This window comes from Pseudomonas sp. LARHCG127 (assembly GCF_052871455.1).
The window spans coordinates 24,273-47,654 of sequence record NZ_JBIXJT010000009.1; the positions used below are offsets into that span (position 1 = coordinate 24,273).

At 58.8% G+C, this 23,382-nt stretch carries 21 protein-coding genes; 9 read left to right on the top strand and 12 right to left on the bottom strand.

Annotated elements, in window-relative coordinates; translation table 11 throughout:
• Nucleotides 1–246 precede the first annotated feature (246 nt).
• Nucleotides 247–1,395 carry an aldose epimerase family protein gene (locus ACIPQ1_RS16525; protein WP_446534448.1) on the top strand — a complete coding sequence of 383 codons (1,149 nt, stop codon included), beginning with the start codon at nt 247–249 and terminating at the stop codon, nt 1,393–1,395.
• A gap of 161 nt (nt 1,396–1,556) precedes the next feature.
• Nucleotides 1,557–2,378 (top strand): aldo/keto reductase, encoded by an 822-nt coding sequence (locus ACIPQ1_RS16530; RefSeq protein ID WP_250964639.1) that lies wholly within the window; start codon nt 1,557–1,559, stop codon nt 2,376–2,378.
• 148 nt (nt 2,379–2,526) lie between these two features.
• Here ACIPQ1_RS16530 and ACIPQ1_RS16535 read toward each other — a convergent pair whose 3' ends face one another.
• A complete protein-coding gene (locus ACIPQ1_RS16535) occupies nt 2,527–4,890 on the bottom strand; it encodes a DNA polymerase II (RefSeq protein ID WP_446534449.1) in 2,364 nt (787 codons plus the stop codon).
• A 375-nt stretch (nt 4,891–5,265) separates the two neighbouring features.
• Here ACIPQ1_RS16535 and ACIPQ1_RS16540 point away from each other — a divergent pair, with 375 nt between their 5' ends.
• The 5 genes from ACIPQ1_RS16540 to ACIPQ1_RS16560 all read left to right on the top strand — a co-directional run bounded on the left by ACIPQ1_RS16540 (nt 5,266) and on the right by ACIPQ1_RS16560 (nt 9,221).
• Complete coding sequence (locus ACIPQ1_RS16540) at nt 5,266–5,706, top strand: CBS domain-containing protein (RefSeq protein ID WP_030138503.1); 441 nt, start codon at nt 5,266–5,268, stop codon at nt 5,704–5,706.
• 69 nt (nt 5,707–5,775) lie between these two features.
• Nucleotides 5,776–6,372: a paraquat-inducible protein A gene (locus ACIPQ1_RS16545; RefSeq protein WP_186708496.1), complete on the top strand. Its 597-nt coding sequence runs from the start codon at nt 5,776–5,778 to the stop codon at nt 6,370–6,372.
• Nucleotides 6,369–7,028, top strand: coding sequence for a paraquat-inducible protein A (locus ACIPQ1_RS16550; RefSeq protein WP_411385094.1), 660 nt, complete (start codon nt 6,369–6,371; stop codon nt 7,026–7,028). Before ACIPQ1_RS16545 ends, ACIPQ1_RS16550 begins: the two co-directional genes overlap by 4 nt.
• Nucleotides 7,009–8,667 carry a PqiB family protein gene (locus ACIPQ1_RS16555; protein WP_411385095.1) on the top strand — a complete coding sequence of 553 codons (1,659 nt, stop codon included), beginning with the start codon at nt 7,009–7,011 and terminating at the stop codon, nt 8,665–8,667. Before ACIPQ1_RS16550 ends, ACIPQ1_RS16555 begins: the two co-directional genes overlap by 20 nt.
• 17 nt (nt 8,668–8,684) lie before the next feature.
• Nucleotides 8,685–9,221, top strand: a complete 537-nt coding sequence (locus ACIPQ1_RS16560) for a PqiC family protein (RefSeq protein WP_446534450.1) — start codon at nt 8,685–8,687, stop codon at nt 9,219–9,221.
• Nucleotides 9,222–9,324: 103 nt separating this feature from the next.
• On the opposite strand, the gene ACIPQ1_RS16565 is transcribed toward ACIPQ1_RS16560, so the two are convergent.
• The gene (locus ACIPQ1_RS16565; RefSeq protein ID WP_250964634.1) at nt 9,325–9,954 is read right to left on the bottom strand and encodes a glutathione S-transferase family protein; all 630 of its coding nucleotides are present in this window, start codon (nt 9,952–9,954) and stop codon (nt 9,325–9,327) included.
• 221 nt (nt 9,955–10,175) lie between these two features.
• Here ACIPQ1_RS16565 and ACIPQ1_RS16570 point away from each other — a divergent pair, with 221 nt between their 5' ends.
• A complete protein-coding gene (locus tag ACIPQ1_RS16570; protein ID WP_446534451.1) occupies nt 10,176–10,649 on the top strand; it encodes a phage infection protein in 474 nt (157 codons plus the stop codon).
• Nucleotides 10,650–10,848: 199 nt separating this feature from the next.
• On the opposite strand, the gene ACIPQ1_RS16575 is transcribed toward ACIPQ1_RS16570, so the two are convergent.
• The 8 genes from ACIPQ1_RS16575 to ACIPQ1_RS16610 form a co-directional block, all read right to left on the bottom strand.
• Nucleotides 10,849–11,943: a DUF1615 domain-containing protein gene (locus ACIPQ1_RS16575; protein WP_411385098.1), complete on the bottom strand. Its 1,095-nt coding sequence runs from the start codon at nt 11,941–11,943 to the stop codon at nt 10,849–10,851.
• 530 nt (nt 11,944–12,473) lie between these two features.
• Entirely contained in the window at nt 12,474–13,448 is a 975-nt protein-coding gene (gene hemB / locus ACIPQ1_RS16580; RefSeq protein WP_186710862.1) for a porphobilinogen synthase, read from the bottom strand.
• A 116-nt stretch (nt 13,449–13,564) separates the two neighbouring features.
• Nucleotides 13,565–14,422: a PhzF family phenazine biosynthesis protein gene (locus ACIPQ1_RS16585; RefSeq protein WP_411385099.1), complete on the bottom strand. Its 858-nt coding sequence runs from the start codon at nt 14,420–14,422 to the stop codon at nt 13,565–13,567.
• On the bottom strand, nt 14,419–15,117 hold the full coding sequence (locus ACIPQ1_RS16590; RefSeq protein WP_411385100.1) for a glutathione binding-like protein: 699 nt from the start codon (nt 15,115–15,117) through the stop codon (nt 14,419–14,421). Before ACIPQ1_RS16590 ends, ACIPQ1_RS16585 begins: the two co-directional genes overlap by 4 nt.
• Before the next feature lie 129 nt (nt 15,118–15,246).
• A complete protein-coding gene (locus ACIPQ1_RS16595) occupies nt 15,247–16,413 on the bottom strand; it encodes an alkaline phosphatase family protein (RefSeq protein WP_250964629.1) in 1,167 nt (388 codons plus the stop codon).
• A gap of 10 nt (nt 16,414–16,423) precedes the next feature.
• A complete protein-coding gene (locus ACIPQ1_RS16600) occupies nt 16,424–17,863 on the bottom strand; it encodes an FAD/NAD(P)-binding protein (RefSeq protein ID WP_411385101.1) in 1,440 nt (479 codons plus the stop codon).
• The gene (locus ACIPQ1_RS16605) at nt 17,860–18,882 is read right to left on the bottom strand and encodes an AMP-binding protein (RefSeq protein ID WP_411385102.1); all 1,023 of its coding nucleotides are present in this window, start codon (nt 18,880–18,882) and stop codon (nt 17,860–17,862) included. The genes ACIPQ1_RS16600 and ACIPQ1_RS16605 overlap by 4 nt, the downstream gene beginning before the upstream one ends.
• Entirely contained in the window at nt 18,771–19,469 is a 699-nt protein-coding gene (locus ACIPQ1_RS16610; RefSeq protein WP_446534452.1) for an AMP-binding protein, read from the bottom strand. The genes ACIPQ1_RS16605 and ACIPQ1_RS16610 overlap by 112 nt, the downstream gene beginning before the upstream one ends.
• A gap of 901 nt (nt 19,470–20,370) precedes the next feature.
• Between ACIPQ1_RS16610 and ACIPQ1_RS16615 the strand changes: the two genes are divergently transcribed.
• Nucleotides 20,371–21,045 (top strand): histidine phosphatase family protein, encoded by a 675-nt coding sequence (locus tag ACIPQ1_RS16615; protein WP_411387534.1) that lies wholly within the window; start codon nt 20,371–20,373, stop codon nt 21,043–21,045.
• Between the two features lie 182 nt (nt 21,046–21,227).
• On the opposite strand, the gene mnmH is transcribed toward ACIPQ1_RS16615, so the two are convergent.
• Complete coding sequence (gene mnmH, locus ACIPQ1_RS16620) at nt 21,228–22,331, bottom strand: tRNA 2-selenouridine(34) synthase MnmH (protein WP_446534453.1); 1,104 nt, start codon at nt 22,329–22,331, stop codon at nt 21,228–21,230.
• Complete coding sequence (selD, locus tag ACIPQ1_RS16625; RefSeq protein ID WP_411385105.1) at nt 22,331–23,365, bottom strand: selenide, water dikinase SelD; 1,035 nt, start codon at nt 23,363–23,365, stop codon at nt 22,331–22,333. Before selD ends, mnmH begins: the two co-directional genes overlap by 1 nt.
• Between the last annotated feature and the right edge of the window lie 17 nt (nt 23,366–23,382).

Consider the following 23,382-nt stretch of genomic DNA (forward strand, 5'->3'; position numbering starts at 1 on the left):
CAAGGATAGAGCTGTAAAAACCGCAAAAGTGCGACGCCCGAGGTGAAAGCGTTCGCTTGGGCAAGCCTCGCCTCGCTCAATTAGTCTTACTTTTTAATTGATAAATCCCGATTTATAGCTATAAATCCCTTTCCAGCCCTCAAATAGAAAGACTACTGAACAGAAAAACCTTCATCGCTGTCCGACCAAGTAACGGACTCGACCGCGTTAAAACAACAACAAAACAACAGGAAGGAAGGTCACACCATGCTTGAATCCAGACATCTGCTCACGGCCCTCGGAGTCTCTCTGATGATTGCCACCTCCTCCCAGGCCGCCGGCCTGACCAATGAACGCGTTGCCTTCGGCAAGACCGACGACGGCACCGCGGTTGAGAAATTCGTCCTGCGCAACAGCCACGGCATCGAGGCGACCGTCATCACCTATGGCGGGATCCTCCAGTCGCTGATCGTGCCGGACAAAAACGGCATGACCGCTGATGTCGTGCTCGGCTTCGACGATGTGCAGGGCTACCAGAAGAACGGCAGCGTGTATTTCGGCGCGACCATCGGCCGCTTTGGCAATCGCCTGGCCGGTGGGGCGTTCGAGCTGGATGGCAAGCGTTACCAGGTGCCGCAGAACGACAAGGACAATTCCTTGCACGGTGGGCCACAAGGGTTCGACAAACGTGTTTGGAAAGCCGAACCGAGCAATGACAAGGATTCGGTGGGCGTGACCCTGACGTACCTGTCGGCGGATGGCGAAATGGGCTTTCCCGGCAACCTGAAGACGGATGTCACCTACAGCCTCAACGACAAGAACGAGCTGCGCATCGACTACAAGGCCACCACCGACAAGCCGACCGTGTTGAACCTGACCAACCACAGCTATTTCAACCTGGCGGGTGCAGGCAACGGTGACATCCTCAAACAAGTCGCGACCCTGCACGCGGCCCGTTACACCCCGGTCACCGGCAAACTCATTCCCACCGGCGAGCTAGCCCCCGTGGCCGGCACACCGATGGATTTCACCAAGCCCACCGCCATCGGCACGCACATCAAGGCTGATCACCCACAACTCAAGTTCGCCGAACCGAAACAGGGCGGCTTCGATTTCAACTGGGTGCTGGATGCCAAGGGCGATGTGGACAAACTGGCCGCCGAGGTGCATGACCCGCAGTCCGGACGACTCCTGCAGCTCTACACCAGCGAGCCGGGCGTGCAGTTCTACACCAGCAACTTCCTCGACGGCACCGTCAAGGGCAAGCAGGACAAGGTGTATCCGCATTGGGGCGCGTTCACCCTGGAAACCCAGCATTACCCCGACTCGCCAAACCAGCCGGACTTCCCTTCGACGCGGCTTGATCCGGGCCAGACCTATACCCAGACGATGGTGTTGAAGTTCTCCACGAAATAGAAAAGCTGCGCAACACCCGTAGGAGCTGTCGAGCGAAGCGAGGCTGCGATCTTTCCCCAGCCAATTGAGTCTGGAGCGAAACATCAAAAGATCGCAGGCTTCGCCAGCTCCTACTATCCTGCTGTCCATTGGATGATGGATCAGCACAACAGGAGAGAGCCATGAGGACGCTGGAATTGGCGGGGGTGTCCGTACCGGTCATTGGCCAGGGCACCTGGCGCATGGGTGAAGAACCGTCCCATCACAAAAAAGAAGTGGCCGCCCTGCGGTTAGGGATCGAACTGGGCATGACCCTGATCGACACTGCAGAGATGTATGCCGAAGGCGGCGCAGAGACCGTCGTCGGCGAAGCGATCACCGGCCTGCGCGACCAGGTGTTCCTGGTGAGCAAGGTCTATCCCCACAACGCCAGCCGCAAAGGCATTCCCCTCGCCTGCGAACGCAGCTTGCGCCGGCTCGACACCGATTACATTGATCTTTACCTGCTGCACTGGCGCGGCCAGTACCCCTTGGAAGAAACCGTCGAAGCGTTCGAGCGTCTGCGCGAAGAAGGCAAGATCGGCCGTTGGGGGGTGTCGAACCTTGACGTCGATGACCTTGAGGAGCTGGCTTCTCCGGTCTGCGCCACCAATCAAGTGCTGTACAACCTGCAGGAACGCGGCATCGAATTCGACCTGCTGCCTTGGTGCCAGCAACAACGCATGCCGATCATGGCTTACTGTCCGGTCGGCCAGGGCGGGCACTTGCTCAAGGATCACACCCTGGGGCAAATTGCCGAGCGCCATCGCGCAACGTCGGCCCAGATAGCACTGGCCTGGTTGCTGCGCCAGGACAACGTGATTGCCATTCCCAAGGCTGTGAAGCCTGAGCATGTGCGCCTGAATGCCGAAGCGGCCAACCTCAGGCTCGATCCCCAGGACCTGGCCGCCCTCGACCTGATCTTTCCCCAGCCCCAGGGCAAGCAGCGGCTGGCGATGGTCTGACCCTCGCGATCAGAAGCTTTTTGTGGCGAGGGAGCTTGCTCCCGCTGGGTCGCGTAGCGGCCCCATTATCCTTGCGATCGCTGCGCAATCGAGAGGGAGCAAGCGGCCGGGCCCCAAAAGCAGTCAGGCGCCACGCAAACGACAGCCGTTAGAACAACCCCATCTGCCCCCCCACCAACGTCGAAAAGTCATCATCCACAAACGGCAGGATCGCGTCCGCCACCGGCTGCAGTTGCTTGGTCACGTAGTGGTCGTAATCGATTGGCGCGCAGCGGGTTTCCAGCGGTTCGGGACCGGCGACAGTGATGACATAGCTGATCCAGCCGCCATTCTGGTATTGCCGCGGACGGCCCTGGCGCTGGTTGAACTCATCGGCCAGCCGCGCGGCCCGTACATGGGGCGGGACGTTGCGTTCATAGTCGTCCAGCGGTCGACGCAGGCGCTTGCGGTAGACCAGCCGCTCATCGAAGGCACCGGACAGGGTCTGCTGCACATAATCGCGCACATAGTCCTGGTAGGGCTTGCGGTGGAAGATCCGCCCGTACAACTCCTGCTGGAACTGCCGGGCCAGCGGCGACCAATCGGTCCGCACGGTTTCCAAACCCTTGTAGACGATTTCATCGCTGCCGTCGGCGCGGGTCACCAGCCCGGCGTAGCGTTTCTTGCTGCCCTCCTCGGCACCTCGGATGGTCGGCATCAGGAAGCGCTTGAAATGCGTTTCGAACTGCAGCTCCAGCGCGCTTTCCAGCCCGAACTCGGTACGCACCTGTTCACGCCACCATTGGTTGACGTGCGCCACCAGCTCGCGACCAATCTTGGCCGCCTCCTCCTGGCCGTGGGCACGGCGCAGCCAGACGAAAGTGGAATCGGTATCGCCGTAGATCACCGAATGCCCCTGGGCTTCGATCAACTGGCGGGTGTGCTGCATGATCTGGTGGCCACGCAGGGTGATGGACGAAGCCAGGCGTGTGTCGAAGAAGCGACAGCCACTGGAACCGAGCACGCCATAGAATGCGTTCATGATGATTTTCAACGCCTGGGACAGCGGCGCATTGTGTTCACGCTTGGCGGTTTCCCGGCCTTCGGCGACCCGCGCAACGATGGCCGGCAGGCAGTGCCGAGTACGGGAGAAGCGCGCCCCGCGAAAGCCAGGTACCGACTCGTCGTCATCCGGGTGGCGCAGCCCTTCGATCAAGCCCACCGGGTCGATCAGGAAGGTGCGGATGATCGACGGATACAGGCTTTTGTAGTCCAGCACCAGCACCGACTCGTAGAGCCCCGGTTGAGAGTCCATGACAAACCCGCCCGGGCTGGCCTCGGGCGGGCGCTGGCCAAGATTGGGGGCAACGAAGCCCTGGCGGTGCATCAGCGGCATGTACAGGTGCGTGAAGGCCGCCACCGAACCACCGCTGCGGTCCGCTGGCAGGCCGGTGACGCTGGCCCGCTCCAAGAGGAACTTGAGCAGTTCGGTCTTGGCGAAGATCCGCGTCACCAGCTCGCAGTCCTTGAGGTTGTAGCGGGCCAGGGCCGGCTTGTCCTCGGCGAACATGCGATTGATCTCGTCCATGCGCTGGTACGGGTTGTCGATGGACTTGCCCTCCCCCAGTAGCGTCTGGGCGACGTTTTCAAGGCTGAACGACGGAAAACTCCAGGTGGCCGAGCGCAGGGACTCGATACCGTCGATGATCAGCCGACCGGCCGCCGAGGCGAAGAAGTGGTTGTTGCGCGCACCGTGCTCACGCCATTGCATTTCTTCGCCACCACGCCCCAGGCGCAACGGTACCGCCAGCCGCCGGGCATGTTCATGCAACACCCGCAGGTCGAACTGCACCAGGTTCCAGCCAATGATCGCGTCGGGGTCGAAACGGGCGAACCAGTCGTTGAGTTTCTTCAGCAGCAGCGTTCGCGATTCGCAATATTCCAGCTGGAAATCCACGCCGGTCTCGTCGCCGTTAGGTGGCCCGAGCATGTAGACCTGGCGCTCGCCGCAGCCTTCCAGGGCAATGGAATACAACTCGCCCTGGGCGGTGGTTTCGATGTCCAGGGACACCAGGCGCAACGGTGGACGGTAATCGGGCGCCGGTTTCATCTGGGCATCTGCCAGCAGGCCATCCGCGGCCGGGGTACCGCCGAACCAGACCGGGGCGGTGATGAAACGCTCCATCAGGTAGCGCTCCGGCGGCCGGATGTCCGCTTCGAACACCTCCACACCGGCGCGGCGCAAGGTGGTGTCCAGGCGCATCAGCTGGGCATGTTGCTGGCAATACAGGCCCAGCACCGGGCGATGCTCGAAATCCAGCAGGTCAAGGGGGCGCAGTTCTATGTCCTTCTCCCCTTGCAGCAAGGCTTCGAGCTGGCCGCGCTGGACCTGCGGCACAAAGGCCACCGACGTTTGCACGGGCAGGCGCACGCGCCGGGGACCGGCGTCGGTCGCCAGCCAGAACTCGACTTCGGTGCCGGCCGAGGTGTCGCGCCAATGCCGGGTCAGGACGAAGCCCTGCTGTAGATCCACCGCTGCAACCTCGAATTTTGCGTAGGCGACGATTCTACCTGTGGCGGGGGAACTTCACCTGCCCAACTGACACACCACCCACCTGCTTAACTGACACCCACCTGCTTTTTGTGGCGAGGGAGCTTGCTCCCGCTGGGGTGCGCAGCAGCCCCAAAACCGACCACCTCGGTATATCGGGCGAATGCCAACAACCAGGGGCTGCTGCGCAGCCCAGCGGGAGCAAGCTCCCTCGCCACAGGGTGCATGGCGTCACTTCGGTGGTGAATTCACCGGCAATGACGTTTTTGGACGATTGGCCGCCGCTTTACCGCTTGCTCTGCGCCGTTGGGTCTACGATGCTTTAACCACCTGCAAAAACAACACCCGAGGCTCCCCATGAAAACCGTCGCGCAGTTGCTCCGGATAAAAGACGAGAAGAACCAGCAAGTGCACACCATCTCACCGGACGACATGGTATTGCAGGCCCTGATGCGCATGGCCGAGAAGAACGTCGGTGCCTTGCTGGTGGTGAAGAACGATGAGGTGCTGGGAATCATCAGCGAGCGCGACTATGCGCGCAAAATGGTCCTGCACGGGCGCTCGTCGGTGGGCACGAAGGTCAGTGACATCATGGTCTCCCCGGTGATCACCATCGACCCGCACCAGAATGTCGAGACCTGCCTGAGCATCATGACCGAGAAGCACTTGCGCCATTTGCCGGTGGTAGAAGACGGCAAACTCGTCGGGCTGCTGTCCATCGGTGACCTGGTCAAGGAAGCCATCGCCGAACAGGCCGACCTGATCCGACAACTGGAGCAATACATTCGCGGCGAATGATCTTGTCCAACGGGTTGCTCATTCTCAACGCACTTCTATATTGAAGGGGTTGTTCCTGCGAGCATCCCGATGGCCGCCACCGACCGACTGATCATTTGTGAACATTGCGATGCGGTGTACGAGCCGGTTGTGCTCGCTCCGCACCAGAAAGCCGCGTGCGTGCGCTGTCACGCGGTGATCCAGCGCTACAACGGCCTGACCATCGAACAGCGCCTGGCCTTGAGCGTGACGGCCGCGGTGTTGTGGGCTTTCGCCAACATTTATCCGGTGATGAGCATCCGCCTCCAGGGCCTGAGCAACAGCGCGACGTTGTGGGACTCCATCGTGGCGCTGAGCCAGGGCCCCATCACTTTCATCGCCCTGGTGACAGCGGTGGCAATCATCATTGCACCGGCCTTCCAACTGGCGCTGCTGCTCTGGGTCCTGGGCCATGCCTACCTCCAGCGGCGGGCACCGGGGTTCGCCCTGTGCATGCGCAGCCTGGAAACCCTGCGGCCCTGGAGCATGCTGGAGGTGTGCCTGCTGGGCGCACTGGTGGCGGTGATCAAGCTCGCCGGCCTGCTGGATGTACTCCCAGGCATCGGCCTGTTCGCCCTCGCGGCCTTGAGCCTGTTGATGATCCGCATTGCCGGACGTGATGTCCGCGACCTGTGGGACAGCCTATGAGCGGCCAGCCGCTGGACACCCCGCCCGAGGCCCGCGACCTGAACCTGTGCCTGTGCCACAGTTGCGGCCTGGCCTGCGACATGACCGACGAACCCGATACCTGCCCCCGTTGCGACGCCGCCCTGCACCGACGCAAACCCAATGCCATCACCCGCACCTGGGCCTACATGCTCGCCGCGCTGGTGTTCTACATCCCGGCCAACCTGCTTCCGGTCATGAACACCCAGATGCTCGGCGAAGGCGCCGACAGCACGATCATCAGCGGCGTCATCGAGTTCTGGCAAGGCGGCGCCTGGGATATCGCCCTGATCATTTTCATCGCCAGCATCGCGGTGCCCGGCATCAAGTTCGTCGTGCTGACCCTGCTGCTGGTGACCGCACAGCGGCGCAGCACCTGGGCCCAGGTCCAACGGGCGAAGCTGTACCGACTGGTGGAAGTCATCGGCTACTGGTCGATGCTCGACGTGCTGGTGGTGGCCCTGGTGGCGGCCCTGGTCAAGTTCCAGGCACTGAGCGATATCGAACCGCGACCGGGTATCCTGTTTTTCGGCCTCGTGGTGTTGTTCACCATGCTGTCGGCCATGAGTTTCGACCCCCGGCTGATCTGGGACACCCAACCTTCCGAGGAGACCATGGATGAAGTCGCAAGTCACTGACGGGCAACAACCCGCACCCGGTCGGGCTCACGTCAGCACCCGTCGCTGGACGGTGTCGCTGGTGTGGATCGTGCCGATCATCGCGGTGCTGGTGGGCATTTCCCTGGTGGTCAACAACTGGCTGCAGGAAGGCCCGACCATCACCATCACCTTCAAGACCGGCCAGGGCCTGACCGCCAACAAGACCCAGGTGAAATACCGCAACGTGGTCATCGGCCAGGTCACCGACGTGCAATTGAGTGAAGACCAGAAGAACGTCACCGCCACGGTCAAGCTCGCCAAGACCGCCGACACCTTCACCCACGAAGACTCGGTGTTCTGGGTCGTGCGGCCACGTATCGGGGCCGGTGGGATCTCGGGAATCGACACGCTGCTGTCCGGCGATTTCATCGGTGCCGACGCTGGCCAGTCGAAAGTGCGCGCCAAATCCTTCACCGGCCTGGAAGCCCCGCCGCCGATCACCTATGGCGAACCGGGCAAACGCTTCACCCTGCACTCCCAGGACCTCGGTTCGCTGGACATTGGCTCACCGGTGTACCTGCGCAAGATCCCTGTGGGCCAGGTCGTGTCCTATGCGCTGGACGCCGAGGGCAAAGGCGTCAACATCGACGTGTTCGTCAACGCGCCCAACGACCGGTACGTCACCGAAAACACCCGGTTCTGGAACGTCAGCGGCGTGGACGTGAACGTCGGCGCCAACGGGTTCGCCGTCAAGACCGAGTCGCTCTCGGCCTTGCTGCTAGGCGGCATCGCGTTCAGGGCACCGGAATACAGTCCAAACGACACCATTGCCAGCGAAGACAAGACCTTCGAATTGTTTGCCGACCAGCAGAGCGCCCTCGCTCCACCCGACGGCAAGGGACAATACCTGGCCCTGCGTTTTGACCAGGCACTGCGCGGGTTGCGAGTCGGGGCACCGGTGGAGTTCCTAGGCGTTGAAGTCGGCCGGGTGGTGGCCATCAACCTGGATTTCGATGAGAAACAACGCAGCTTTCCGGTCAACGTCGGCGTGGTGATCTACCCTCAGCGCCTGGGCAAGGCTCATGAAAAACTGCTCAAGTCGCTCAACCACGATCCGGAAGACGAAGCCGCCGGTGCCCGCCTGATCGGCAGCTTTGTCGAGCGCGGCCTGCGGGCCCAAGCCCGCAGCGGCAACCTGCTGACCGGGCAGTTGTACATCTCGCTGGACTTTTACCCCAAGGCGGAAAAAGTGGCCTTCGACCCCAGCGCCCGCCCCGTGCGGATTCCAACCCTCCCGGGCAGCCTGCAGCAATTGCAGGAACAACTGCAGACGATGGTCGAGCGGATCAACAAGCTGCCATTGGAGAGCATCGCCGGCAACCTGGATGGCAACCTGGTGGAGTTGCGCAAAGGCCTGGCCCAGTTCAACAGCAAGACCCTGCCCGGCGTGCAAAGCACCTTGCAGGACGTCAGCAAGACCCTGCAATCGGCCAACTCGACCCTGGCCGAAGACTCGCCGCAGCGTGAACAACTGACCCAGACCTTGGACGACCTGGGCCGCATGTCGCGCTCGTTGCGCGAGCTGTCGGACTACCTGAGTCGCCATCCCGAATCGCTGCTTCGCGGTCGTCCCAAGGACGCACCGGCACAGAACCTGACCTTGCCGGTGAAAGAATGATCACAGGAGCCCGCCCCATGCCACTGACGCTGAAACTCTCCCTGGTTGCCGTGGCCCTGCTGCTCGGTGCCTGTCGCAGCGATCCGATCCATTACCACACCCTGAGCCCGGTCCAGCCGGAAGGCCAGTCACGCTCTGGCATGGACATCCAGATCGAACAGGTGAGCGTTCCTCCCCAGGTGGATCGCACCCAGATGGTCATTCGCCAAGGCAGCAGCGGGTTGGCGATCCTCGAAACCGAATGGTGGGGCGCCAGCCTGGCGGATGAGCTGCACAGCAGCCTGGACGAACAACTGAGCAACCCTGGCGCGCCGAAATCATCGCTGCGGGTGGATGTGCAGCGCTTTGACTCGATCCCGGGCCGCTACGCCCGCATGGACGTGCAATGGCGGCTGCGAAGCCTGGGCGGCGATACCCGCCCCCTCGTTTGTCGCAGCAGCCTGCAGACACCGTCGGGCGCCAGTATCGACGACCTGGTGACAGCCCATCAGCGGAACGTCCGGCAATTTGTCGACCTTGTCGAGCAGGCGGCTGCGCGCAAGGTCTGTCCTTGACCTGTAGGAGCTGTCGAGCGAAGCGAGGCTGCGATCTTTTGATCTTTCGCTTGAGATTCAAGCGTCAGGGGAAAGATCGCAGCCTCGCTTCGCTCGGCAGCTCCTACAACGGCCAATGCAGCGACAGTATCGGCGCCACGCGTGGATGGCGGTCGATGCGCTCCAACAATCCGTGGAATTGCGGGCGGGCGTTGAGCATCGCCTCTCGCGTATTTCTCCACTTGGTGATCACAGCCGCCAGGATATCCAACGCCCCCGGCTCGGCACCGCCGAGAAACGGCTGGGCCGGGAATTGGTCGGCAAACAGCGCCCAGTTGCGGTAGAGCCGTTGCTGGGTACCTGATACCAAGCGCTGCCGAGTCTCTTCGTCTGCATCGTCCAGCCAGCGCTCCGGAAAATCGATGATGCCGATGGGGGTGTAGCAGTTGGCCGCGATGTAAACCAGGCCTCGTATGGCTTGCGCACGTTGGGCTGCGTCGTCAGGGAGCAGCTTCGAGGCGGGAAAGGTCAGCCCGAGGTGAATCAGAATCGCCGATGCCTCGGTCAGCACCGAGCCATCCGGCAGTTGCAGCGTCGGAACCTGCTTCAGGGGGTTGAGGGCCTCGAGCTCTTTCGCTGCTTCACTTTCTTCCGTCGAATAGGCATCGACCCGCCGATAAGCCACATCACAAAGGTCCAGGGCCACCTCCACTGCCGACGAGCCGGATTGCCTGTGACCGAATAACTGATACATGAGCTTGCCTCCTGCCTGTGGGTTACCCGGTAGAGCCTACAAACCTGGCAGTGTTCCACCCGAAGGACGACGCGCACGCCAGGGGACACCCTCACTGGATCAACCGACATCGAGCTATCACTGCCGTCGATGTTCACCATCATGCCAATGAAGTTCTCTTGATGATCGCCCGGGACAACAATGGCCCCACACAAACCACTGCACCCCCGGAGCACACCATCATGAAACGCCAAGTCATCCTCAGCCTCGCTTTCTCCGTACTGGCCGCCAACGTATTCGCCGCCTCCTCGCAACCCGTCGTCGCCGAAGGCGGTTCTGATCGCCTGATCGAAAACCGCGTCGCTGAAGGTGGCGCTGATCGCCTGCTGGATCGCCGCGTTGCCGAAGGTGGCTCCGACCGCCTGATCGAAAACCGCGTAGCTGAAGGTGGCGCTGATCGTCTGCTGGATCGCCGCGTTGCCGAAGGTGGCTCCGACCGCCTGATCGAAAACCGCGTAGCTGAAGGTGGCGCTGATCGTCTGCTGGATCGCCGCGTCGCTGAAGGTGGCTCTGATCGCCTGATCGAAAACCGCGTTGCCGAAGGTGGTTCCGACCGCCTGATCGAAAACCGCGTAGCTGAAGGTGGTTCTGATCGCCTGTTGGAACGCCGCGTTGCCGAAGGGGGCTCTGATCGCCTGATCGAAAACCACGCATGAGTTGCTTGACCGTAATACCTGAAAACATCGCAAGTCATAGGCAACACACCCCGTGGCGAGGGAGCTTGCTCCCGCTCGGGCGCGCAGCGGCCGCAACGATCGACAAGCCGCTGCGTAGCCCGCCCGACACACCAATCAAGACGACTCCCCCCTAAAAGCCCGGCCTCATCCACCGGGCTTTTTTTTGCCCCGACATCTGCTAACGCCCCGCCGCCCGCGCCATGCAGCGCTGATAACGCTCATCCACCCGCTTGGCAAACCACGCCGTGGTCAGCTTGCGCGTTATCTTCGGGCTCTTGAGCACGATCCCCGGCAATATCGCCCGCGGCAACGGCTTGCCCTCGGCGCGCTCAGCCAGTTCGAACACCCGCTTGTAGAGCTTGCTGTCCTCGAACGCCAGGCTGTCGCCCTGCTCCAACTGATCACGAATGGTCGGGTTGCGCATCCCCAACGACTTGCCCAGCGTGCGAACCGCCAGCTCCGTGCTGCCCGGCATGATCGAGTCATGGGCAACCAGATCGCCATCCAGCGCCAGGGGAATGCCCGACGCCACACTCACCGCATGCTGGAAAGCCGCATTGCGACTGGCGTACCACCCAGCATTGAAATCGGCGAAACGATACAACGGCTCGGTATAGCTCACCGCATAACCCAGCAGATGCGCGATACCGAAGTACATCCCGCCACGGCGACTGAACACTTCGCGACGAATCGAACCATCCACCGTATAGGGGTAATCCCGCGCATTGGCTTGGGCAAACGCGATGCTGACCTGCATCGGGCCACCGGTGTGCACCGGATTGAAACCGCCGAACAGCGTCTTGCCCAGCGGCACCATGCCGATGAAATCATCGAAAATCCCGCTCAGCTCTTTCTCGCTACGCGCCGCATTGAGTCGATCGCTGTAGCTTTTGCCGTTGGGCGAACGCACCTGGAGCGCGCCGCTGACCAACAGCTCCGGAATGTGCACCTTCGCCGCACGGCGGTTGATCTCTTGACGAGCGATCTTGCCCAGCCCTGGCACTGGCGGGTCGGCCTGGAACGTCGACTCCTGTTCGGTCACCGCCAGGACCGCACAGATATTCTGCGTCGTGGACGGAATCTGCTGGGCCGCAAAGGCCACGTAGATGTCAGTCGCCCAACCTTGGCGATCCGTCGTCTTGGCCGGCAACAATTGCACGATCTGCTTCTTGACCTCAGCAGGCTGGCGCTCGGGCTCCTGGGCCTGACGACTGCCACAACCGGCCAGGGCCAGCAACGCCGCGAGGCTGATCATCAATCGGTTGAATTGCATGGGGCTCCATCGGGTTTGTTATTCCGGAGCAACCATACGATCAAAAGTGAATGCGAGCTACAGCCCACTGTGGGAGCGAGCCTGCTCGCGATGACGGCGGCACTGGCACCTTCGATGCAAGCTGGCCCACCGCTTTCGCGAGCAGGCTCGCTCCCACAGGAGAATGGCGGTGTACCAAGATATCCCATCCAACCCAAAACCACTGTGGGAGCGAGCCTGCTCGCGAAGGCGGTGGCACTGGCAATATTGATACAAGCTGACCCACCGCTATCGCGAGCAGGCTCGCTCCCACAGGACAATGGCGGTGTGCCTGGATTTCCCATCCAACCCAAAACCACTGTGGGAGCGAGCCTGCTCGCGAAGGCGGCGGCACTGGCAACATTGATACAAGCTGACCCACCGCTATCGCGAGCAAGCTCGCTCCCACAGGGGAATGGCGGTGGACCTGGATTTCCCATCCAGCCCAAAACCACTGTGGGAGCGAGCTTGCTCGCGAAGGCGGCGGCATTGGCAACATTGATGCAGGCGGATCAGATCCCGCTCAGCGCCAGGTCCATGGCGAAGTAAGTGAAGATCAGATCCGCCCCTGCCCGCTTGATTGCGCCAAGGCTCTCGCGGACCACGCGGGCTTCGTCGATGGCGCCGGCCTGGGCGGCGAATTTGATCATCGCGTATTCGCCACTGACCTGATACGCCGACAGCGGCAGGTTCGACGCCTGGCGAATGTCGCGGATGATATCGAGGTAGGCACCGGCCGGCTTGACCATCAGCGCATCGGCACCTTCCTGCTCGTCGAGCAGGGATTCGCGCAAGGCTTCGCGGCGGTTCATCGGGTTCATCTGATAGCTCTTGCGGTCGCCTTTGAGCGCGCTACCGCCGGCCTCGCGGAACGGGCCATAGAGCGCCGAAGCGAATTTGGTGGAATAGGCCATGATTGCCGTCTGGCTGAAACCGGCGTCATCCAGGGCCTTGCGAATCGCCTGCACCTGCCCGTCCATGGCTGCCGACGGCGCGATCACATCGGCACCGGCGCGGGCCGCCGCCACGGCTTGCTTACCCAGGTTGACCAAGGTCCGGTCGTTGTCCACTTCATCGCCGTGGAGGACACCGCAATGACCATGATCGGTGTATTCACAGAAGCAGGTGTCGGACATCACGATCATTTCCGGCACCGCGTCCTTGCAGATCCCGGCCATGCGCGACACCAGGCCGCGCTCGCTCCAAGTGTCGCTGCCGTCGTTGTCCAAGTGATGGGACACACCAAAAGTCATTACCGACCTGATGCCGGCACGGGCATAGCGCTCGATCTCACTGGCCAGCTTCGACTCAGGGATGCGCACCACGCCGGGCATGCTCTTGATCGGCACAAAATCATCGATTTCTTCTTCGACGAAAATCGGCAGCACCAGGTCGTTCAAGGTGAACTCGGTTTCCTGGAACAGGCTGCGCAAGCTTGCATTGCGACGCAGGCGGCGTGGACGTGCTTCGGGGAACTGGCTGGACATGGGACTCCTGGGCAAAAAAGGGTGCTCGATCACAAAGCGCAAAGCTTATGCCCTGGCCAGCCAGGGCACAAACGCCTGCTGGAAAACAGAGTGTTACCAGCCGAGCAATAATCGCCTCACAAGGTCAACGAGCCATTGATGCACGTCACGACTGCGCCGCCAATCCAGACCTCCTCCCCCACCTGCTCGACATGAATGCGCCCGGCCCGGCCCATCGTCAGTCCCTGACTGACCACGTAGGACGCCGGCGCCAGGCCTTTGTCCAGCATCCATTGCGCGAGCCCGGCGTTCAGGCTTCCGGTGGCCGGATCCTCGGGCATGCCATCACCGGCGATGAAGCCGCGCACTTCAAAGTGGGCCTCAGCGCCGTCCACGGCCCGATCCCAGGGGGCAATCACGCCCACGGCCAGATCCAACAACCGTTGATAATCAGGCTCAAGCGTCAGCACCTGCTGGCGATCCTTGAGCATCACCGCCAGCCAGCCGGCACCGTTGTCGACCCATTGCGCCTCGACAATCGCCTCCGCGGCAAGCCCCAGCCCCTTGCGCACCCGCTCCAGCAGCTCGGCGTCCAGCGGACCGGACTTGAGCAAGGGCGGCGCGAGGAACGCCAACCCATGATCGCTGCGGCGAATCCTGACCAGGCCGACGCCGCACTCCTGCACGATCTCCTGCCCTTTTGGCACGCCGCCGGCTTCCAGCCAGGCGTGACAACTGCCCAAGGTCGGATGCCCGGCAAACGGCAACTCGGTCGAGGTGGTGAAGATACGCACCCGGTAATCGGCTTCCGGGTGCCGCGGCGCCAACAGGAACGTGGTTTCGCTGAGGTTGGTCCAATTGGCAAAAGCCGCCATGTGCCCGTCACCGAGCCCATCGGCCCCCAGCACCACCGCCAGTGGATTGCCTTTGAGCGGCACGTCGCTGAACACATCCAGTTGCTTGTAATCGAAACGGCGGGACGTCGGGCCACTCATTCCGGAATTTTCAACCCGCGCGCCACAGCCGGTCGCGCCAGGAAGCGCTCCAATACCCGCGTCACATTGGGGAAGTTCTGGATACCTACCAGATCACCGGCCTCATAAAAACCGATCAAGTTGCGCACCCAGGGAAACGTGGCGATATCGGCGATGGTGTAGCGCTCGCCCATGATCCAGTCCCGGCCTTGCAGACGGCCATCGAGGACCTTGAGCAGGCGCTTGCTCTCCTCGACATACCGATCCCGCGGCCGCTTGTCCTCGTAGTCCTTGCCGGCGAACTTGTTGAAGAACCCCAACTGCCCGAACATCGGCCCGACCCCACCCATCTGGAACATCAGCCACTGGATCGTCTCGTAGCGCGCCGCCGATTCCTGGGCCAGCAACTGCCCGCTCTTGTCCGCCAGATAAATCAGGATCGCCCCCGACTCGAACAGCGCCAACGGCTGGTCTCCCGGCCCATGGGGATCGAGAATCGCCGGGATCTTGTTGTTGGGATTCAGGGAAAGGAACTCAGGCGACAACTGGTCGTTGCTGGCGAAGTCCACTTTGTGAGGCTCGTACGGCAGGCCGATCTCCTCCAGCATGATCGAGACCTTCAGGCCGTTGGGGGTAGGCAGCGAGTAGAGCTGGAGCCACTCCGGGTATTGGGCGGGCCATTTTTCGGTGATGGGGAACGGGGTCAAGTCGGGCATGGGGTCGGCTCCAGGTGTTTATCTAAAGAACTGGAGCTTAAATCAGAAGGCTCAGCTTTTGGATCCGGAATTTTTCGTTGGATGAATTGGTAGGCCCGTGGCTCTGAGCCGAGCCACGGGCCTATGGAGTTATCCTTTGGAGTAAATCAGAAGCGGAGAAAGCTGATCCTCCTCAGTCAAGGCCCCGTGATGCCCTTTCCATGACGTTTGTTTTTTCTCCGTAAGGCTCTGTACGATGCCACCGCGTCCTGTCGGATATACAATCAGATCTCCCAAGCGCTGTTCGAAGGAGGCTCTCACAGGCCCTCCGAACAAACCCTCATCAACCGCTTGGCTGCGAGAAAGCACCATGAAATCGTCGCCGAGCTTGTTCTTCCAGCGCTCTAATACGGCCGACGTTTTTCCAGCCTCCGCGTAAATGTGCCGGGCACGAATATCACCCGCAATCCACGACACGTCCTCTTGAAGACCGGGGTCGGTATCGAAGTCGAAAATGGCTTCAGAAGAAAGAGTTGTCATGCCGTGGTCGGCAGCGACAAGTAGCTTTGTTCCTCGAACAAGCGCGCTGGCCGTTGAGGAGATCAGAGTATCCACCTGTCGCAGGCTGTCGAGCCAAGCTTCTGAGTTCGTACCATAGACATGACCCACGTAATCCAACTCACCCAAATAAACGTAAATCAACCGTCGCGATGATTTTTTTAACGCCCCTCTAATTTTAAAACCACAATGCCAATAGTCCATATAGGGAGTGATTGTGGCCCCTTTATAAATGGCTTTACTGTAATAGGAGTTAGCAATTTTTAACGGGAGTATGCATTCTATTTTCAGCCCCAGCTCACTGGCACTTTCCCAAGCTGTCTTTTCGACTGTAAAAATTGGAAGGTCAACGGAATGAGCACCGTTTGTCTGACTACGACAAATGCTGCCCGTTTGCCATGACAACGGGGAAAATGCGGTCTGATTATCCAACGCAAAGCGACTCCCAACTATGCCATGCTGACCGCTTCCTTGACCGAGAGCAAAAGAAGCCAAACTGGCCGCGGTAGTGGCAGGGAATCCGACTCCAAAAGACTGACCTGTGCGAAGCAGTGTTTTCAGGAATGGTGCATGGGACTGATACTCGTCGAGCAATAGCTGACCCAAACCGTCAACGATAAAAATGACCAGTCCATTTGTAGGTTGGAGACCGAATCCAGAATCAAATGAGGAAACACCCAGACTCGCCAAAATGGCATGTGACAGTTGAGACAATCCGGACTTTTGAGCGTGACACGCGTTTTGAGTCGATATCTTCATGTCAGCGGTCTCAAGAAAGAATAGCGGAACTGGCAGCGACGCTGTGCATGACGTTGCGTACTACATCGGTGGTTGCCAGAAACTCTCCCTTCGTCAAATCACCCACGACAAAGAGCCCTGGAACCTCATTATTACGATTGGAAAGTGCTTGATAAGTTAGTGGATTGATGGAGAGACCACCCAATGGGTTGATCGTGATCGAGCCATTGGCTAACATACTCCTCAACAAGGGCACCTCTTTTAAGTCCTTATCTCCATAACCAACACCACGCCCATCGATCAAGTACTGAACATTCAAGCATTCGTTTCGACCATGATAGATATCAAAACCCTGCTCAGTTGTTTCGATTCCCTGTAAGTCAGCGTGATTCTCTAACTGCGCACTCTGCATCAATTGCAGTATACGTACAGCACTAGAGGCAGGAAACGCCGCTAAATACGTCATCCAAGGTCCATAGTATTTTTCCATGAACGCAGCTTTCTCTGGATCACTTAGCTTCGCCCACAACTTATCTATGATCGAATAAGAGGCCAACAAAACGCTTTGCCACAGATGATTACCCTGCGAGCAACTGCTTATTTCTCGCTCAAGCTCCTCCATCCGTGTCGCTCCGGGTTTTGCTAGGGTATCCCAGTCAATGAGACCATTTGTGACCCTATCGAGTTCTTTTTTATGGTGCGCAAGAATGGACTCAAGTGTTTGGTCTTTTTCATTCAGCAGAGCTGTGATAAACGTGCTTGGATCATAGCCAGAGTGCTCAGCAATAACCTTGGGTAGTTTGCCGGTTCTGGATACCATGGTTATTTTTCCAGTATGACCTTTTTCTTGTAGTGCCAGCGCTGCATCAATCGCCGTTAACCGAGAACCAATAATCCCCACCGTGGCGTGGGTCGGTATATCCATAGTTTGGTAGGGAGAGCAGAATAGCTTTTGGGGGGCATTGGGTAGCAACGGAAACCTAGGCGCATGCCCGATACAAATAATAACCTTGTCAAAAATTTCTTTGGTGCCGTTGCTAAACTCCACGGAAAACTTTCCAACAGACTGAATAGGTGTTACACAGGAAACCGACGTATTAATAAGTTCCGCAAAAGAGGCGCCGTTCAGCGCGCTTTGTAACTGGTGACCTACATACAATCCAAATAAACGCCGCGATGGAAACTCTGACCATGCCTGTTCTTTATCCGAGAACGCTTCTTGCCATAACGATTGATTTTTTGCGCGCCACTCGACAAACTCTAAAGAATTATCAGGATTAATGCTCATGACTGAAGCAGGCAGATTGATCAGATGACTGCTATAGCCGGTACCAAAAGCCAGACCCGAGCCCGGTTTTCGCCCATCGGCTATAACGTACTCAAGTACAGAATATTGTGTTTCGAGGTGAGAGCATAGCTGAATAAACAGACTAACTCCGGTAGGCCCCGCACCCACTTGAAGAATTCTCATTTGGCCGCTCCTGCTTGCAACGTGATAGCTATCCTATTCGCTTCAACTCGATCTATCTTGCCACTCATGGTCACCGGCAAATCCTTAGCAAAGTAAATATCATTACTGCTGACAGGATAATCCTCAAGACTGGAAACATGCTGGGCGATTGCTTCGCGCTTTAGTTTGGCACTCGTCGGCTTTAGTTTTACCAGCAAAAGTATTTTTTTATTTAAATCGTGTGGTGTTGTGGTAGCAACGCACTCCAAAATATCTTCATGGGCGCGCAAGTGCGCCTCTAACTCTGTGAGGTCTATGAGTTTTCCGTGTACTTTAATCCGAGCATCGGCGCGGCCATGAAGATTGAAATTTTGCCCATCATATGAAGCCAGGTCGCCCGTCCGGTACCATCGAGCATGGCGACCAAGCGGTAGACGACGCAGATATCGACCTGATGTTCTGACGTCATTGTGCAAATACCCCTGACCAACACCACCTCCGCCAATATAGAGTTCTCCCACCTCATGGAGATCAGTATGCGTACCGTCATCTTTTAGAATCGTAATTAAAGTACACGGAAAGGGCACACCAATAGGAAGAGGAGCATCATTTTGGAGCTTACTCAGCGCTTCATGGGTAGCCTCAAAATAGGTGCTATCTATAGTTGTTTCGGTCGTCCCATATGAAAACACCAAGCGACAGTCATCAGAAATTATTTTACGAACATCCTTAAACTCCCTAACACGCATAACATCAGACCCAGCAATCAGCAGTTTGAAACTACTCAGTTTTACGTCATTTCTCAATGCATAACCGCAGAGCTCCCTAAGAATTATTGGAGTAAACTCGGCGCACTCTATTTGGTGGGCAACAATAAAGTCAGCTAGACTTTCAACAACATGTTTCTCGGTTGAAGAAGGCACGTAGATTATGGCTCCGGAACAAAGCCCACGAAGCCAGTCACCAGCAAACACGTCAAAGGAGAGGCTGGCGATTGAAGATGCCTTTTGAGTTTTTTTAATTGATAGACCGCGTCCCACCCCTTGAATATCTCAATCAGATTGGCATGCCCAATAGCTACTCCCTTGGGGTCTCCAGTTGATCCAGAGGTGAACATAATGTAGGCCAAGGGATGGTAGCGTTGCGTGAGGGCAGCACAGGATGCAGGTGTAGGCAGTTCCTTATAGTGGACAAACTCAGGATCATTGATTTTCCAAATATAAGGAAGGCCTTGTTCGGATAGAACGAACTCGACATTGGCTACGGCCAAGGTACGTTGTATTTTTGCAGAAGGCATAAAGGGGTCTATTGGGCAGTAAATGCATCCCGCGTGGAGACACCCCAACATAGAGGCAAGCGCATCACCAATATTATTTTGTATAATCGCAATGACACTACCGATCGCTACACCTCTGCCTTGAATATAAGCCGACACCTTATATATTTTATTTCTGAGCTCTTGATATGTGACAACATCATCACCTACCACAATAGCTGTCGCATCAGGTGAGGAGTAGCAGTGATCCAGTACAAGATCAAGTATCGAATCATGAGGAACTGCCTGAGACATAAATAAACCCTTATATTTATAATTTGGCGCATCAAGCTTTAAGCGTGACGCCGTCAACCAAAGAACACCATGATCTAGAAATTGGAAACAAGGCGCACCAATGCCAGGCTTGATTTTACTAAAGGCATATCTGAATCATATATTTCGTGAAAAACATAAGATTCCGAAGGCCGCAGCAAATTATCCACCACTGAGAGTGGTGTTCCGTAGACACACATCGATGTAAATAATCAGGGAGAGAGTTTGTTAAGACAACAAACATACGCGAGACGAAACCCAGGCGTTATCCTAATCATTTTCCGCCTTCCTTGGCTGTCATCTGAACTCAATGTTTAGCGACTGTTGATCCCCCTGTCAACCCTCAACTGTTTGTTTAGGCGAACTAACCATACGCAGTGGGCGTTTCAAAGTTATTCGCAAAAGCCACAAAATGTAACAGCACCTTCGCAAACTACTTAGGAGTCGCCACACTCCATGCAAAAGATATATCGAAAGTAAGCATCATCAAAAAAATACAGCACCAATATTTTGCAGGCCTAGGTAAGACACCTGTCAGATAAGTACGACACCTAATTAAACAAAAGAGCAGTCAGTAGCTGAGATGCAGAACCTTGCAGTGCCGGACGAACATGAGACTTCTGTCGAGGCTGAGGAGATGAGTCAGGGAAAGAAGCGGTGAACGCAGACGATTCGCTAAATTCAAATTTCCATGGCCCCGTCACAGAATTCACACCACCCCTTCTTAAATCCGCAACATCCTGTCGCTAACATTCGCCCTACCTCCTCGCAGGAGGCCTTACAGTGCAGCCAAAATCGAACCAAAGCGCTCAAAGGGACTCTGAGCAATGCCCCCGAGAATTCGACGAGGCGTAACGACAGGGAAAACACCCGAAGCCAGGCGCCTCGCGGTGCCAGGGTTTGTCAGCCTGACTCACGCGTGCCGAAGACTATTTATTCGATGATGAACCCACTGAATTTCGCCAGACGTTTCAAACACCGTTCGTGGCTGATGCTGCCGACGCTGCTTGTGGTCTGTGGCCTGGTGTTGTCGCTGGAGTCCAGCGTCAGTCGTGCCCAGCCAGCCGACGGTGTACAGACCCTGGTGTTCCTGCGCCACGCGGAGAAACCCGCCGGCGGCCTGGGCCAGCTCAACTGCCAGGGCCTCAACCGCGCCATCGACCTGGCCACCCTGTTGCCGGAAAAATTCGGCAAGGCCGATTACGTGTTCGCGGCCAACCCTACCCGCAATGTCGAGGAGGGCGAGCTGGACAACTCCTACAGCTACATTCGCCCGCTGATGACCATCAGCCCCAGCGCCATCAAGCTCGGGTTGCCGGTGAACATCAATTATTCGGCCAACGACACCAGCGACCTGGCTGATGAACTGCTGGACGACAAGTACCACAACGCCACCATCTACACCGCCTGGTCCCATGGTTACCTGCCGGAGCTGATCAACGAAGTCGCCGGGGAGGCCTTGGGCAAGAAGCAGACCATTACCGATGACTGGGCCTCGGGAGACTTCGATTCGCTGTATGTGCTGACCCTGACCTGGCACAACGGCAAGGCCAGCCTCACCAGCCAGAGCTATAAGCAGGGGTTGGATAATGGCCAGGAGACCTGCCCGACCTGATCAGCGAGCCTCTCCCACAGGGGAATTGGGCAAGGCATCAATATCTGGCAGCACCACAGAACAGTGTGGGAGCGAGCTTGCTCGCGATAGCGGTGTATCAGCCAACATCACCGCCACTGATCCACCGCTATCGTCGGATCGCCGCCCGGAGCAAGCTCGCTCCCACAGGGGATTTTCGGTGGTCACCCGCCCCTCAGCGCCCGCTCGCGCAAGTACGCCAGCACCGCCGCCTGCTCCCCCGAGAACTCGATCCGCAGCCCTTTCTTTTCCCGCTGGAACACGTACATCGGGTCGTAATACTCACGCAACAGACCTTCGATCCACCCGCGATGCAAATCGACGGCGCCGCTGTTGGCCTGTTCGGCCAAGGCGGCTTCCAGGATGTCCTTCAGGCGTCGGTGGCGGTCGCCGCCCAGGCGTTTGTGGATGTTGTCCAGGCTTGCCAGCAGTCGCTCGGAAAACAGCGAGAAGCCTTCGTCGCCGTGCACCGCGACAAATTCCGCGCAAAGATCGACGACGTAATCCTGCAGGATCCGCTCGACCCGACGCTCCACGCTGTCCTCCAGCCAGACCATCGGAACCTGCTGCATGCGCTGATACAAGGACAGCGGCAAGGCGCAACTGCCGACCGCACGACTCTCATCTTCCAGCACAAATTGCCCGATACCGGCGGCGCGCTTTTTCAGCACGTCCACGGCCAGGCGATTCTCGAAATCGATGTTGGACGGCTGGCCCGTGGCGCGTTTGCCGAAGCTCGAACCGCGATGGTTGGCATACCCTTCCAGGTCCAGGCTGTTGCCCAGTTGGCCCAGCACTTGGGTCTTGCCGGTGCCGGTCATGCCGCCCAGCAGCACCAGGTCGCACTGGGCGACTGCCTGCTCGATGGTGTCCAGCAAGAACGTGCGCATCGCCTTGTAGCCACCGCCAACCCGAGGGTAGTCGATGCCCGCTTCGTCCTTGAGCCACTGTTGGACGATCTGCGAACGCAAGCCGCCGCGAAAGCAATACAGCAAGCCTTCGGGATGGGCCTTGGCGAACGCGGCCCAAGCCTGGATGCGCTGGGCCTTGGTCTCGCCGGACACCAGTTGATGGCCCAGGACGATGGCGGCCTGCTGCCCCTGCTGCTTGTAACAGGTACCGACGCGTTGCCGTTCGTTGTCGGTCATCAACGGCAAATTGACCACGCCGGGAAAGGCACCCTTGATGAATTCCACCGGGGCGCGCGTGTCCATCATCGGTAAATCATTGAGGAAGATGTCGCGGTAATCGGTGATGTCATGGCTCATCAAGACACCTCGACCGCGTGACTCTGTCGCTCGACCAACTCGCCGATGGGTTCCAGCGCCAGACCGAGTTCAGCGGCCACCCGCAGGAACTCGCCCTCGCCTTCGGGGGTGACGGCAACCAACAAACCGCCGCTGGTCTGCGGGTCGCACAGCACACGCTTGTGCAGTTCCTGGACCCGACCGACCTTGCTGGCGTAGCTGTCGTAGTTGCGCAGCGTTCCGCCCGGCACGCAGCCCAGGTCGAGGTAGTACTCGACGCCTGGCAAACGCGGCACCGCGTCGTAGCGGATGCGCGCGGTCAGTTGGCTGCCGTCGGCCATTTCCACCAAGTGCCCGAGCAGGCCGAAACCGGTGACATCGGTCATCGCGGTCACGCCGTCGAGCTTGCCGAAGCGGCTGCCAGGCTTGTTGAGGGTGCACATCCAGTCACGGGCCAGGCCAACATCGGCGGCGCGCAGCTTGCCCTTCTTTTCCGCCGTGGTGAGGATACCGATGCCCAGGGGCTTGGTCAGGTACAAGCGGCAACCAGCGGTGGCTGTGTCGTTGCGCTTCATGTGGCGCTTTTGCACCAGGCCTGTCACCGCCAGGCCGAACATCGGCTCAGGCGCATCGATCGAGTGCCCGCCCGCCAGGGGGATACCGGCCTCGTCGCACACGGAACGACCGCCGCGAATCACTTCCCGGGCGATTTCCGGGGCCAACACGTTGACTGGCCAGCCGAGAATCGCGATGGCCATCAGCGGGTCACCGCCCATGGCATAGATGTCGCTGATGGCATTGGTGGCAGCGATGCGGCCGAAATCGAAGGGATCATCGACAATCGGCATGAAAAAATCGGTGGTCGAAACCACTCCACGCTCCTCGTCGATGGCGTACACCGCCGCGTCGTCGCGAGAAGCATTGCCGACCCACAGCTTCGGATCGAGGTTCTGCGCACCACTGCCGGCGAGGATCACTTCCAGCACTTGGGGCGAAATCTTGCAGCCGCAACCGGCGCCGTGGCTGTACTGGGTCAGGCGAATCGGCTCGCTCATGGGCATCCCTCTATTCA